We start from the raw sequence: 13,839 nt of genomic DNA, 5'->3' as shown, positions 1-13,839 counted from the left end.
GAATAAATGAATAAAGTACATAAAATTTGGAGAGGAATAGCTGGAATTATTATATTATTAGCTATATTAGGATCATTTACTAATCAAATATTAGTTAGTGAAATACCAACATATATGGGAAGAGTACTAGGATTTTTCTCATATTTTACAGAATACAGTAACATATTAGTAATGCTTTGGTTTATAAATAAAGCTTTTTTAGGAGAAAGAATACAATTCTTAAATAAAGATAGTGTAAGAGGTGCAATAACACTTTACATATGTATAGCAGGAATAGTATTTTTCTTTGTTTTAAATTCAGCTTGGGATCAGCAAGGTATTGAGAAGATTCAAAGTTATATACTACATGGATTTTCACCAATTGCCTTTATTTTAGATTGGTTACTTTTAAGCAGAGGAGGAAACTATAATTATAAAGATATTAGTATGTGGATAATATTCCCTATAGTATATTTATTTTGGGCGTTATTTATAGGAAATATTATAGGATCATACCCATATCCATTCTTAGATTTAAATACTATAACATTTAAGGAATTTTTAAATTATCTAGTATTTTTAGTTATAGCATTTATAGGTATGTCATTTATCATAGTGAGTGCAGACAAGCTATTAGGGAAATTACGTAATGTAGCTAAGAGAAATGTTAAGTTTGTAGAGAATAACTAAGACTTTCAATTATATATGTTAAAATTATAATGTATATAATTAAGGAGGGATTTAGTTTGACTAATGAAGATATTAAAAGAATTAGAGAAACTGCTGAAAATTATTATAGAGTAGGTAGTTTCTTTTGTTCAGAGGCTATAGTTAAGACTTTAAAGGATGAGTTCATGCCAGAGTTAAGTGATGATGTTGTTAAATTTGCATCAGGATTCCCAGTTGGGATAGGAAGATCAGGATGTACATGTGGAGCATTAGCAGGAGCTGTTATGTCAATTGGAATGATGTTTGGTAGAAGCGAAGCTGCTGGAAAGGAAGTAGACAAGACACTTCAATTATCTAAAGAGTTACATGATAAGTTTAGAGAAGCTAATAGAGTAACTTGTTGTAGAATTCTAACTAAAGGATTAACTATGGGTTCACCAGAACATAAGGATCAGTGCGTGAGATTTACAGGAGATATGGCTGAAGAGGCAGCTAAGATAATTATAAGAGAAAAGAATCTATAATACATATAAAGAAAGATTAGAGAAGACTAATCTTTCTTTTTTTATAATAATCAAAATATATAGGTGGTTTAATGGAAATAAAGTATCTAAATGGAATGTAGTATTACTTAGATAAGAGAATAAAAAAGAAACTAAAATATTATTATGATTCATATAAGCAGCGTATAAATGGCTATACCTTTAAGCTACACACCTTCTAAATATGAGAGAATTTATTATAATTTTAACAATTCTTAAAAATTACTTAGTAATTCTACTTGTTACTTAATAATAGGAAAGACAAGTGATATAATTGACAATAAGATGAGATAAATTTAAAATTAACTTATGGGAACTTATGTTCGAGAATTAATTAGTAAATATAAGTCTAAAATAAAGCTATAAGTTAAAAGAGAGGTAACAATAATATGAAGGATAAAATCATAATAAAAGGAGCTAAAGTACATAATTTAAAGAATGTTAGCTTAGAAATACCAAGAGATAAGTTAGTAGTATTTACTGGACTTTCAGGTTCAGGTAAATCATCATTAGCATTTGATACTCTTTATGCTGAAGGACAAAGAAGATACGTTGAATCATTATCAGCATATGCAAGACAGTTCCTTGGTCAAATGAACAAGCCTGATGTTGAATATATAGAAGGATTATCTCCAGCGATTTCAATAGATCAAAAAACAACAAGTAAGAATCCAAGGTCTACTGTGGGTACAATAACAGAAATATATGATTATTTAAGACTTCTTTATGCCAGAGTAGGAATACCACATTGTCCTAAATGCGGAAAAGTAATAAGTCAACAATCAGTAGATCAAATTATAGATAAAGTAATGGAACTTGAAGAGAGAACAAAGATACAAATTCTAGCTCCAGTTGTAAGAGGTAGAAAAGGAACTCATGAAAAGATATTAGAAAATATTAAAAAGAATGGTTTTGTTAGAGCAAGAATAGATGGAGAAATATATGACCTTACTGAGGAAGATATAAAGCTTGAAAAGAACAAAAAACATAGTATAGAAGCAGTAGTAGATAGGTTAGTTATTAAAGAAGGTATAGAAGGAAGACTTACAGACTCTATAGAAACTGGTTTAAAGCTAGGAGAAGGCTTAATTATAATAAATGAAATGGGTGGAGAAGATACTTTATATAGCGAAAAATTCTCATGTCCTGATTGTGGAATAAGTATAGAAGAATTAGCACCAAGAATGTTCTCATTTAATTCACCATTTGGTAAGTGTGACTATTGTGATGGTCTTGGAACATTAATAGAGATCGATGAAGATTTAGTTATTCCAAATAAAGATTTAAGTATTATGGAAGGTGCAATTGCTTGTTGGGGTGAAGGAAGATTAAAAGATGATTCATGGACATTCTCATTCCTGAAAGCATTAAGCAAAGAATATGAGTTTGATTTAAACACTCCAATAAAGGATTTGCCAAAAGATATAGTAAAAGTACTTTTATATGGAACAGAAGGAAAGAGATTAAAAGTAGATTACGTAAAAGAAGGAGTCAGAGCTACCTATAATTCAGTATGGGAAGGCGAAATCAATGCTCTTCAAAGAAGATATAGAGAAACTAACTCTGATCTTATAAAAGGTGAAATAGAACAATATATGAGTAATAAGCACTGTCCTAAGTGTAAAGGTGCAAGACTTAATAAAGAAGCTCTTGCTGTAACTGTTGGAGATAAAAATATTTATGAATTTACTGAGCTTTCAATACAAGAAGAGTTAGATTTTATAAATAGTGTTGAATTCTCAGAAAAGAACAAAATAATAAGCGAGCAAATAGTAAAAGAGATAGTAAGTAGATTAGAGTTCTTAGTGAATGTAGGATTAGATTATTTAAATCTATCAAGAAGTTCAGGAACTTTATCTGGTGGGGAATCTCAAAGAATAAGACTTGCAACTCAAATAGGTTCTGCACTTATGGGGGTTTTATATATTTTAGATGAACCTAGTATAGGACTTCATCAAAGAGATAATGATAGATTAATTAAGACATTAAAACATTTAAGAGATGTAGGTAATACTGTTATAGTCGTAGAACATGATGAAGATACTATAAGAGAAGCTGATTATGTTGTTGATATTGGACCAGGGGCAGGTGAGCATGGTGGAAATATTGTTGCAGCAGGTCCAATGGAAGAAATTAAAAAATGTAAGGAATCCATAACTGCACAGTACTTAACTGGAGAGAAGAAAATAGAAGTACCAAGTGAAAGAAGAAAAGGAAATGGCAATAAGATTACTGTTTCTAAAGCAAAGGAAAATAATTTAAAAAATGTTACAGTAGATTTTCCGCTTGGAATGCTTACTATGGTTACAGGAGTATCTGGATCTGGAAAGAGTACTTTAGTAAATGAAATTCTTTATAAGGGATTAAATAAATTAGTAAATAAGAGTAAAAACCCAGTTGGAGCTCATAAAGAAATTAAAGGATATGAAAATATTGATAAGATAATCGATATAGATCAAAGTCCAATTGGAAGAACTCCAAGATCAAATCCAGCAACATACACTGGAACATTTGATATAATAAGAGAATTATTCTCACAAACACCAGAAGCTAAAATGAGAGGATATAAGCCGGGAAGATTTAGTTTTAATGTTAAAGGTGGAAGATGTGAGGCGTGTTCTGGAGATGGAATAATAAAGATAGAAATGCAATTCTTATCAGATGTATATGTTCCATGTGAAGTTTGTAAGGGAAAAAGGTACAACAGAGAAACATTAGAAGTTAAGTATAAAGGTAAAAATATAGATGATATTTTAAATATGACAGTAGAAGAGGCTTTAGAATTCTTTGAACATATACCAAGAATTAAAAATAAACTTCAAACACTTTATGATGTAGGGCTTGGATATATAAGATTAGGTCAACCATCAACTCAGTTATCAGGTGGTGAGGCTCAAAGAATAAAGCTTGCATTTGAGCTTTCAAAGAGAAGTACAGGTAAAACATTGTATATCTTAGATGAGCCAACAACAGGACTTCATATAGATGATGTAAATAGGCTTGTTCAAATATTACAAAGATTAGTGGATGCTGGTAATTCAGTTGTAGTAATAGAACATAATTTAGATATGATAAAGTGTGCTGATTATATCATAGATTTAGGCCCAGAAGGTGGAGATAAAGGTGGTACAATTATAGGTACAGGAACACCGGAAAAAATATGTGAAATAAAGGATTCATATACTGGATATTATCTACGTAAAATATTAAAGTAAACAAAGAAAACAAAATATTATAAATTAATTAACTAGCTTTTAGAAAAGTTTACTAAGAAAGCTAGTTAATTACTCATACAAGCAATAATTGTAATATAAATGTAGGAATTTAATATTATTTTGGTGTATAATCAAAAAGATAAAGTAATTTTTCGAGGTGAAAAGATGGATTTTTCAAAATTTATTGCAGTCGTATTTGGAATAATTTTTATCGTACTATTATACTTTATAATAATTTATGCCTTAAAAATAATGGCCAAAGATGTTAAGAGTGGAGGGAATGCACCAACTAATGCTAAAAGCAATAGTAATAGTAAAAGACCTATTCCTTCAAAACGAAGACATCATGGGATAGAGATAATAGAAATAGGGGATAATACGGCATTAAAGGTAGGCTCGGTAATACCGATTAGGGATGTAACTACAATAGGGAGAAGAGGTAATAACACAGTAGTGTTATCAGATCAATATGTATCAGGTAATCATGCCAAAATAATGGTAAAAAATAATGCGCTAATATTAGAAGATTTAGGAAGTACAAATGGAACTTTCTTAAATGGTGAAAAGATAAGCGGAAGAGTTAAGCTATTTACAAAGGATCAAATAGCTATAGGAACAGCAGTATTTAAAGTACTGTCTTAAATGGCGTGAGGTGATTTAATGTTTAAAGGTAAGAAAGAAACCACAATGCTAGTCTTAACATATTTACTATGTATAGCTCTGTTCACAAATTTAGCTATCATAAAAGATCCAATAGACAAGAATGCACTATATTTTGGTGGAATATTATGTGTAGTTATTTTTATTGCACATTTTGTTGTAAGGAAGTTCTATCCAGATGGTGATAAATTTATTCTTACATTTTCATGTGTCTTAGTTGTTATAGGGATAGCTATGTTATATAGAATAGACCCTAAAGTTGCAGAGAAACAGCTTGTATGGTTTTTATTAGGTATAGTTATTTATATGATAATATTAAAGGCATTTCCAGACTTTAGAAAGTTTGCTAAGTATAAAAACTTATATATGTTAGCGGTTATAATCTTTATGCCAATGGCTCTTATAATTGGTACAGAAGTCTATGGAGCAAAGAACTGGGTTATAATTGGACCCGTAAGTTTCCAACCGTCAGAGTTTGGTAAGATAGCTCTAGTATTATATCTATCATCAGCCCTTAGAGAATATAAGTCAGGGGATAATTCTAAGAATAATATAAAAAATCTTATTCAGCCAGCATTAATAGTGATGTTTAGTTTAGGATGTATGGTGCTTCAAAGAGATTTAGGATCAGCTTTAATATTCTTTGGAATATCAATAACTATGTTATATATTGCAACAGGAAAACTAAAATATATTCTTAGTTGTTTAGCACTTTCAGCTGTAGGTTCAGTCGCTGCATTTAAGATGTTTGGACACGTAAGACAGAGAGTTGAGATATGGCAAAATCCTTGGAAGTATGCACAAGATCAAGGTTATCAAATAGTTCAAGGGCTTTATTCAATTTCATCAGGTGGAATGTTTGGGTCAGGACTTGGTCAAGGTTATCCAGGATTTGTACCAGTAAATACAACAGATTATATTTTTGCAATAATATGTGAAGAGTTTGGTATAATCTTTGGAATAGGTATAATGATTGTATATTTCTTATTATTCTATAGATGTATAAGAACAGCCTTTGTTACAGATGATGAATTCCTTCAGCTTAATGCAGTTGGATTTAGCGCTATGCTAGTTTGTCAGGTATTAGTTATAATTGGAGGAATATTTGCAGTAATTCCTTTAACAGGTATAGCACTACCACTTATAAGTTATGGTGGTTCATCAATGATTACAATGTTCTTTGCATTAGGTATATTACAGAAGATTTCAGAGGAGGGCTAGGATGAAAGGTGATATTAAAGATAGTGTAAAAAAAGTAATGATTGTATTTTTATTTTGCCTTGTAGCTCTTATTTCATATATAGCTTATTTCCAAGTATTTAAGGCTCCTAAGATTGCAGAAATGTCAGGAAATCAAAGAGCTTGGGCTAAGAAAAATGAGGTCTTAAGAGGAGAAATATTAGATAGTAGTGGAAAAGTAATAGCTAAGAGTGTTAGAGGGAAGAATAATGTTCAAAATAGAGAGTATGAAATGAATTCTTTATATGCACATCCAATAGGATATGTTAGTAATGTATATGGAGAATCAGGTCTTGAAGCTGCTTATGATAAGCAACTAACTACAAGCAATAATGCGTCAGTGGGATTTAAAAAGTTATTAAGTGATCCTAGTATAGAAAATTTAAAGAATGCTTTCTTTACTAGAGAAGATAAACCAAAAGTTGGGAACACCGTTGTAACAACTTTAGATACTAATCTTCAAAAGATAGCGTATGATGCACTAGGTAATAATAGAGGTGCTGTAGTTGCACTTGATCCTAAAACAGGAGCAGTTTTAGCAATGGCATCTAAGCCAAGTTTTAACCCAAATAATCTAAAAGAGGAAATGGAAAAAGCTCATGCTGGAACCGCTGAAAATAGTCCGTTAATAAATAGGGCTACCATTGGACAATATCCACCAGGATCAACATTTAAAATCATTACAGCTACAAGTGCTCTTGAAAACATACCAGGAATTCAAAATAAAACATTTAATGATACTGGAAGTATTCAATTTAAAGATGGAAGTAGTATGAGCAACTCAGAAGGTGCATCTTATGGAAATATAGATTTAAGAAAAGCATTTATAGTTTCAAGTAATGTAGTATTTGGAACACTTGCAATGGATCTTGGCAATGAAAAACTTATGAAAACTTCAGAAGCTTTTGGATTTAATAGGGATATTCCAGCAAATGGTTTTACAATAAAGAAAAGTACATTCCCTAAGGTAATTAATCCAGGGGATTTAGCAAGAACAGGAATAGGGCAAAGTGAAATTCTTGCAACTCCAATACAAATGGCTTTAGCAACATGTGCTGTAGCTAATAAAGGAGTTATAATGCAACCAGATCTTGTAAGTAAGGTATTAGATCAAGATGGTAATGTAGTAGAAACTATTAAGCCAAAAGAGTTTAGCAAAGCTATGAGTGAAAGTGATGCTAATACTATTAAAGGATATATGCAAGGCTTAGTTGAAAAAAATATAAAAAATGGTGTATGGAGTTACTTAAAAGGAACTAATGCAGCCGCCAAAACTGGTACAGCAGATCATAATGTAAATGGGAAACCTGCAAAGCCACATTCATGGTTTGTAAGTTTTGCACCAGCTGATGACCCTCAAATTGCAATTGCTGTAATTGTTGAAAATGGAGGATATGGAGCCGGTAAAGCTGCAGATGTTGCAGGAAAAGTTATAAATGCAAAATTAAATAAATAATTATGAGAATAGGGATATCTTTTAAAGATATCCCTATTTTATTATAAAGAAAGTTGATCTGAGTTTATATAAAGTACTAAGAGTGCAAATACTATGATAGAAGTATTTTATGCAGGGATTGATTATTATGATAAATAATAGAGTAGAGTTTAATGGAAAAAACACTTTAATAAAGATAATATTAATAATTTTATTAAGTATTTTAGCATTTATATCAAATATAATAAATTTAAATATCTATGGTATTAATATTAGTATATTATCATGTGTACTACTTATCATATTAAATCTTTATGGATTTAAATATACTGGAATTGTTATTATATCAATATTAACAATTACTTATTTTACTGGAGATATTGAGACTTATAAATTATTAATGGTATTTGAAATTATATTTATAGGAATTCTAAATAAAATAGGTGTATTGAAAAGAGTGTTTTTTAAAGATATAGCCTATTGGATAATCTTTCTATCAATGATCTTTATATCATCAAGATTAAATCTATTATATATAAATCTAAATATATCATCAAAATTTATTATTCTAAATATTGTTATAAACGGATTAATGAATGCTTTAATTACGGATATAGTTATAACTTACGTATCGATTAATCTTATTACAGGAGAAAATAAAAATTATACAATAAGAGCTAAAGATATTATTTTTCATATTGTATGTATTTCTATAGTTATTCCATTTGTTTTTGATTTTGTATTGAGTTGCAGAAATGTATATAAGGAATTGAATATAAATATTATGCAAACTATAGATTATAGTTTTGATATTAATAGAGAAAGATCGATAATCTTAGATGAAGAAATTATTAAAATTAAGTTTTTAGTAATTATAGTATTAATTATATATGCTTTAATTAAATACATAAAAAAAATACTGATAAAAGATATAGGAAATCTGCTGTTAATAATAGGAAACACACCTAATAATTTAAGTCAAGGGGAAATCATTGAATGGTCAAAAAGTAGTATAGAAGAAATCAATATGATTATATGCGACTTTGAATTAATGGTTTATAGATTTAGATGTGTTTTACATATAAGTGAAGAATTAAATAAGCTTCTAGAGAAGCAAGCATATACAGATTCATTAACAGGGCTTAAAAATAGATTAAGTTTAAAGAAGTACTTAGATGAAATAGAAATAGAATGTGATAAGACATTTATTGTAGCACTTATGGATATAAATAAATTTAAGCATATTAATGATACATTAGGTCATGAAGTAGGAGATGATTTATTACTTGAAGTCTCAAATAGACTAATTACTTTAATAAATTCAAAGACAAATATTTTTAGGGTTGGCGGAGATGAATTTATAATAATAAAGGAAAAAGAGAATAAAGAAGATATACATAAATATGGTGATAAGATTATAAGTCTATTTAAAAAAGATTTTTCATCAAAGGATAGTAGTTATAAGATAGAAGTTAGTGTTGGAATTAGTATATATCCAGATGATAATAAGGATATAAAATCTGTTATTAGATATTCAGATATAGCTATGTATAAAGCAAAAGAAAATGGATACGGATATTTTAAAATATTTAAGCACTTTATGATTAAAGAGTTTGAAGAAAAAGGAAAGAAATAGAGTTGCATTAGATGATATAATTAGTATATAAATGTAATTAAACAAAAGATTAGGAGGAGGTTAAAATTTTCGATTTTGAATATCAATTAAAAATATTACCTGATAAGCCTGGAGTCTACTTAATGAAAAATTCATTAGGAGAAGTAATATATGTTGGTAAGGCTAAGGTTTTAAAAAATAGAGTAAGACAATATTTCAGAAATTCTAAGAATCATTCAGAGAAAGTAAGAGCAATGGTTAAGAATATAGCTGAATTTGAATATATAATAACAGACTCTGAGATGGAAGCTTTAATTTTAGAGTGTAATTTAATAAAAAAGTATAGTCCTAAATATAATATTTCATTAAAGGATGATAAATTTTATCCTTTTATAAAGATAACTGCAAATGAGGACTTTCCTAGAGTATTTGTAACAAGAAATTTTGCAAAGGATGGAAATAAATATTTTGGGCCATATACAAACGGTGCGGCAGTATATGAAACAATAAATCTAATAAGAAAGGTATTTCCTATTAGAACTTGTAAAAGAGCTATAAAAGAAGGTGGTGAACTTACAAGACCATGTTTGAATTTCCATATTAATAAGTGTAACGGACCTTGTGGTGGATATGTATCTAAAGAAGAGTATGGAAAGATGATTGCTTCAGTTATAGATATTTTAAATGGCAAGGATAAAGATGTAACTGGTGAACTTAAAAAGAACATGGAGAAAGCAGCGGAAGATTTTGAGTTTGAAAAGGCAGCTTCTTATAGAGATAAAATTTTAGCAATAGATGCATTAGTTCAAAAACAAAAGATGTTTAAAGTAACAGATGAGGATGAAGATTTCATAAATATATATAGTGATGAAAAAGATAGCTGTATTCAAGTATTCTTCTCAAGAGATGGAAAGATCACAGGAAGAGAACATTTTATGATAGAAAATACCGCGGAAGAGGAAGCGAATGAGGTTCTAGCTAAATTTATAGTTAACTTTTATAGTGGGGTAGCTAAAGTTGCAAAGAATATATATTGCCCAGAAGTTTCGGATAGGGATGTACTAGAGGAGTTATTAACAATAAAGAGAGGCTCTAAAGTTTGGATTAAGACTCCTCAAAAGGGAGAAAAAAAGAGCATGCTAGAAATGGTTAAGGAAAATGCTAAGATAACTTTAGAACAATTTAAGGATAAGATATTAAAAGAAAAAGAAATAAATAGAATTTCCTTAAGTGAACTTGCAAATTTACTTTCATTAGATGATATGCCACGTAGAATAGAAGCCTATGATATATCTAATATACAGGGAGTAGATTCTGTTGGAAGTATGATTGTTTTTGAAGATGGTAAAGCAAAAAACAGTGATTATAGAAGATTTAGAATAAAAACTGTAAAAGGTGCCAATGATTATGATAGTATGAGAGAAATATTAGAGAGAAGGTTCTCTCATGGATTAAAAGAGATTAAGGAGATACAAGAGAGACAACTTACATTTTCAAAAGGAAAGTTTTCAAATTTTCCAGACCTTATAATGATGGATGGTGGAAAAGGACAGGTTAATATTGCATTAGAGGTTCTAAGAAAGCTTGATATAGAGATTCCAGTTTGTGGTCTTGTAAAAGATGATAAGCACCAAACTAGAGGAATTATATATAAGAATGAAGAGTTAATAATAAATAGAAGCTCAAATCTCATGCAGCTTATAAGAAGAATTCAAGATGAAGTTCATAGATTCGCTATTACCTATCATAGATCTCTTAGAGATAAAAGAACACTTCATTCAATATTAGATGATATACCGAATATTGGAGCTAAGAGAAGAAAAGAGCTTCTTATGAAATTTGGAAGTGTTGATAAGGTGAAAAATGCAAGCTTGGAAGAGTTACTAGATGTTCCAGGCATTAACAATAAAGCTGCTGAAAGTATAATAGAATACTTTAAAGGTGATGAAAATAAGCAAAATTAAAACAAATGTAAATTTTAAGTACTTGTTTTAATTTCCAATTTAGAATATACTAAATAATTGTAAAAAATATATTTCAAGGAGTTTTTATGGATGAATAAATATAGAGAATTATTCAAGGACATATATTCAGAAAATCAAATAGAATTTAACGCTAATATGAGCGAACATATATATTTCAAGGTCGGAGGACCTGCCGACGTATTACTTATACCAAAGGCAAAAGAACAAATTGTTAGGACTATAAAGGTTTGTAAGGAAAATAATATACCTTATTATGTTATAGGAAATGGTTCAAATTTACTTGTTAAAGATGGTGGTATAAGAGGTGTTGTTATAAAGCTTACAGAACTTAATAACATAGATATATCAGAAGGCAAGGTAATAGCAGAAACAGGAGCATTATTAAAAGATGCTTCTAAAATAGCATTAGAGCATAATATGACTGGATTAGAGTTTGCCTGTGGTATACCTGGGTCTATTGGAGGAGCTGTATTTATGAATGCAGGAGCTTACAATGGAGAGATTGCAGATGTAATTGAAAGTGCTGAAGTGCTAACAGAGGATGGAAAGATTATAAATTATACTAAAGAAGAATTAAATTTAGGATATAGAACATCAAGAGTAATGGAAGAGAAGGCAATAGTATTAGAAGCTGTATTTGCTCTTCAAGGTGGAGAGCATGAAAAGATAAAAGCTAGAGTTGATGATTTAACTGAAAAGAGAGAATCAAAACAACCTCTTGAATATCCTTCAGCGGGAAGTACTTTTAAAAGACCAGAAGGACATTTTGCAGGTAAACTTATTCAAGATGCAGGTCTTAAAGGTTACTCAATAGGGGGAGCTGCTGTTTCACAAAAGCACTCAGGTTTCGTTATAAATAAGGGTGGTGCAACTGCAAAAGATATACTTGATCTTATAGCACACATACAATCTGAGGTTAAAAATCAATTTGGAGTTGAACTTCATCCAGAAGTTAGGATAATTGGAGAAGAAAAAAATTAGAAATTTTTATATATAAAATGAGCCTATTTTTCATAGGCTCATTTTATTTTGGGGAAATTATAGTAGATAGAGAGTGCTTAGAGTAAGTTTGATTTGTTAAATTTATGGGAATAGTATAATATTATATTTATAGCATTAGTATTTTTTTACAATATTATTATTTATTTCGCATTAAAGATTAAAAATTATATAAGAATTTAATTTATTGCTATTCTAGCAATAGTTTATTTGCCATTAAGCAATAGAATAAATGATAAAATAAATATATACTAAAGTATATTAAAAAGGGGGGACTTCCTAGTTAGGGAAGGAAAATATGGAAAATTTAATAAGAAAAGAAGTGAAATCCCTTTCACCATATGTAGCAGGGAAACCTATAGATGAAGTTAAAAGGGAATATGGAATTGAGCGAGTAGTTAAACTTGCGTCAAATGAGAACCCATATGGATGCTCTCAGGCAGTTAAGAGAGTGATTAATGAATTAGTTGATGAGACTAGTTTATATCCAGATGCAGCATCACATGACCTTAAAGAAGAGATAGCTAAAACATTTAATGTAGATAAAGATATGGTATTCTGTGGGGCAGGATCAGACTCTTTAATCAAAGATATATGTCTTACTATATTAAATGAAGGTGATGAAAGTATCATGGGTGAAATTACTTTTCCAAGATATGAATCAAATACTTTATTAATGGGAGCAAAGCCTATTAAAATTCCAATGAAGGATAATAAGTTAGATATACAAGGTATGGTAGATGCTATAACTGATAAGACAAAGGTAATTTGGTTTTGTAATCCTAATAATCCTACAGGAACAATATTTACAGAAGAAGAATTTCTTACACTTATTGATAGAATACCTAGAAGTGTATTGATAGTTATGGATGAAGCTTATGAAGAGTTTGTTCAATCAGATAAATTTCCAAATACATTAGAACTTATGAAGGCTCATAATAATATTATTTTATTAAAGACATTTTCTAAAGCTTATGGATTAGCATCTTTAAGAATTGGATATGGAATAGGTGAAATTAACTTTGTTCAGTACTTAAATCGAGTTATTAATGCATTTGATTCAAATTTATATGGACAGAAAGCTGCTACAGAAGCTTTAAAAGATAAAGAATTCTTAAAATATGTAATTGATAATAATGAGATTCAAAGAGAATATTTAAAGAGGGAGTTTAAAAAACTAGGGCTTAAATATTTGGATACTCATGCTAATTTTATTATGGTAAATGTAAATGGCGATGACAAAAAGATACATGAGTACTTATTATCTAAGGGTTTTATAATAAGACCTGGATTTTTACTTGGTATGCCAGGATGGATAAGAGTATCAATAGGTCTAGAAGGGGATAATAGAGAATTTATTGAACTTCTAGAGGAGGCAATAGAGTATAGAAATAATAATTAATGAATATAGGCGTTATGTTATACATAACGCTTTTTTAATCTATTGAAAGTTATGTAAAATTTGCAATTGACAATAAGTAGAGAGTAAATTAATATAAAG

At 29.4% G+C, this 13,839-nt stretch carries 10 protein-coding genes; all 10 read left to right on the top strand.

Features of this window, described 5'->3' with window-relative positions; translation table 11 throughout:
• Positions 1 to 6 precede the first annotated feature (6 nt).
• The 10 genes from K5V21_RS15170 to hisC all read left to right on the top strand — a co-directional run bounded on the left by K5V21_RS15170 (position 7) and on the right by hisC (position 13,740).
• Positions 7 to 669 (top strand): Pr6Pr family membrane protein, encoded by a 663-nt coding sequence (locus K5V21_RS15170; RefSeq protein ID WP_221862003.1) that lies wholly within the window; start codon positions 7 to 9, stop codon positions 667 to 669.
• A gap of 56 nt (positions 670 to 725) precedes the next feature.
• Positions 726 to 1,172: a C-GCAxxG-C-C family (seleno)protein gene (locus K5V21_RS15165; protein ID WP_407927731.1), complete on the top strand. Its 447-nt coding sequence runs from the start codon at positions 726 to 728 to the stop codon at positions 1,170 to 1,172.
• Between the two features lie 407 nt (positions 1,173 to 1,579).
• Positions 1,580 to 4,405 (top strand): excinuclease ABC subunit UvrA, encoded by a 2,826-nt coding sequence (gene uvrA / locus K5V21_RS15160; RefSeq protein WP_221862001.1) that lies wholly within the window; start codon positions 1,580 to 1,582, stop codon positions 4,403 to 4,405.
• 165 nt (positions 4,406 to 4,570) lie between these two features.
• Positions 4,571 to 5,047: an FHA domain-containing protein gene (locus K5V21_RS15155; protein ID WP_221862000.1), complete on the top strand. Its 477-nt coding sequence runs from the start codon at positions 4,571 to 4,573 to the stop codon at positions 5,045 to 5,047.
• An 18-nt stretch (positions 5,048 to 5,065) separates the two neighbouring features.
• The gene (locus K5V21_RS15150; RefSeq protein ID WP_221861999.1) at positions 5,066 to 6,286 is read left to right on the top strand and encodes an FtsW/RodA/SpoVE family cell cycle protein; all 1,221 of its coding nucleotides are present in this window, start codon (positions 5,066 to 5,068) and stop codon (positions 6,284 to 6,286) included.
• A 1-nt stretch (position 6,287) separates the two neighbouring features.
• The gene (locus K5V21_RS15145; RefSeq protein WP_221861998.1) at positions 6,288 to 7,760 is read left to right on the top strand and encodes a peptidoglycan D,D-transpeptidase FtsI family protein; all 1,473 of its coding nucleotides are present in this window, start codon (positions 6,288 to 6,290) and stop codon (positions 7,758 to 7,760) included.
• A gap of 127 nt (positions 7,761 to 7,887) precedes the next feature.
• A complete protein-coding gene (locus K5V21_RS15140) occupies positions 7,888 to 9,375 on the top strand; it encodes a GGDEF domain-containing protein (protein ID WP_221861997.1) in 1,488 nt (495 codons plus the stop codon).
• A 65-nt stretch (positions 9,376 to 9,440) separates the two neighbouring features.
• A complete protein-coding gene (gene uvrC, locus K5V21_RS15135) occupies positions 9,441 to 11,318 on the top strand; it encodes an excinuclease ABC subunit UvrC (protein WP_221862036.1) in 1,878 nt (625 codons plus the stop codon).
• 90 nt (positions 11,319 to 11,408) lie between these two features.
• On the top strand, positions 11,409 to 12,320 hold the full coding sequence (murB, locus tag K5V21_RS15130; RefSeq protein ID WP_204594024.1) for a UDP-N-acetylmuramate dehydrogenase: 912 nt from the start codon (positions 11,409 to 11,411) through the stop codon (positions 12,318 to 12,320).
• Between the two features lie 316 nt (positions 12,321 to 12,636).
• On the top strand, positions 12,637 to 13,740 hold the full coding sequence (hisC, locus tag K5V21_RS15125; RefSeq protein ID WP_221861996.1) for a histidinol-phosphate transaminase: 1,104 nt from the start codon (positions 12,637 to 12,639) through the stop codon (positions 13,738 to 13,740).
• The last annotated feature ends 99 nt before the right edge of the window (positions 13,741 to 13,839 follow it).

Origin of the sequence: Clostridium sardiniense (assembly GCF_019753795.1) — a bacterium.
GTDB classification, from domain to species: Bacteria; Bacillota; Clostridia; order Clostridiales; family Clostridiaceae; genus Clostridium; species Clostridium sardiniense.
The sequence above is the reverse complement of the archived record's forward strand: the minus strand, read 5'-3'. Positions and strand labels throughout refer to the sequence as shown.

Bases quoted from the DNA above. Each gene is read 5' to 3' on its own strand.
- K5V21_RS15170 (WP_221862003.1), top strand. From the start codon at position 7: ATGAATAAAGTACATAAAATTTGGAGAGGAATAGCTGGAATTATTATA.
- uvrA (WP_221862001.1), top strand. From the start codon at position 1,580: ATGAAGGATAAAATCATAATAAAAGGAGCTAAAGTACATAATTTAAAG.
- K5V21_RS15155 (WP_221862000.1), top strand. From the start codon at position 4,571: ATGGATTTTTCAAAATTTATTGCAGTCGTATTTGGAATAATTTTTATC.
- K5V21_RS15150 (WP_221861999.1), top strand. From the start codon at position 5,066: ATGTTTAAAGGTAAGAAAGAAACCACAATGCTAGTCTTAACATATTTA.
- K5V21_RS15145 (WP_221861998.1), top strand. From the start codon at position 6,288: ATGAAAGGTGATATTAAAGATAGTGTAAAAAAAGTAATGATTGTATTT.
- K5V21_RS15140 (WP_221861997.1), top strand. From the start codon at position 7,888: ATGATAAATAATAGAGTAGAGTTTAATGGAAAAAACACTTTAATAAAG.
- murB (WP_204594024.1), top strand. From the start codon at position 11,409: ATGAATAAATATAGAGAATTATTCAAGGACATATATTCAGAAAATCAA.
- hisC (WP_221861996.1), top strand. From the start codon at position 12,637: ATGGAAAATTTAATAAGAAAAGAAGTGAAATCCCTTTCACCATATGTA.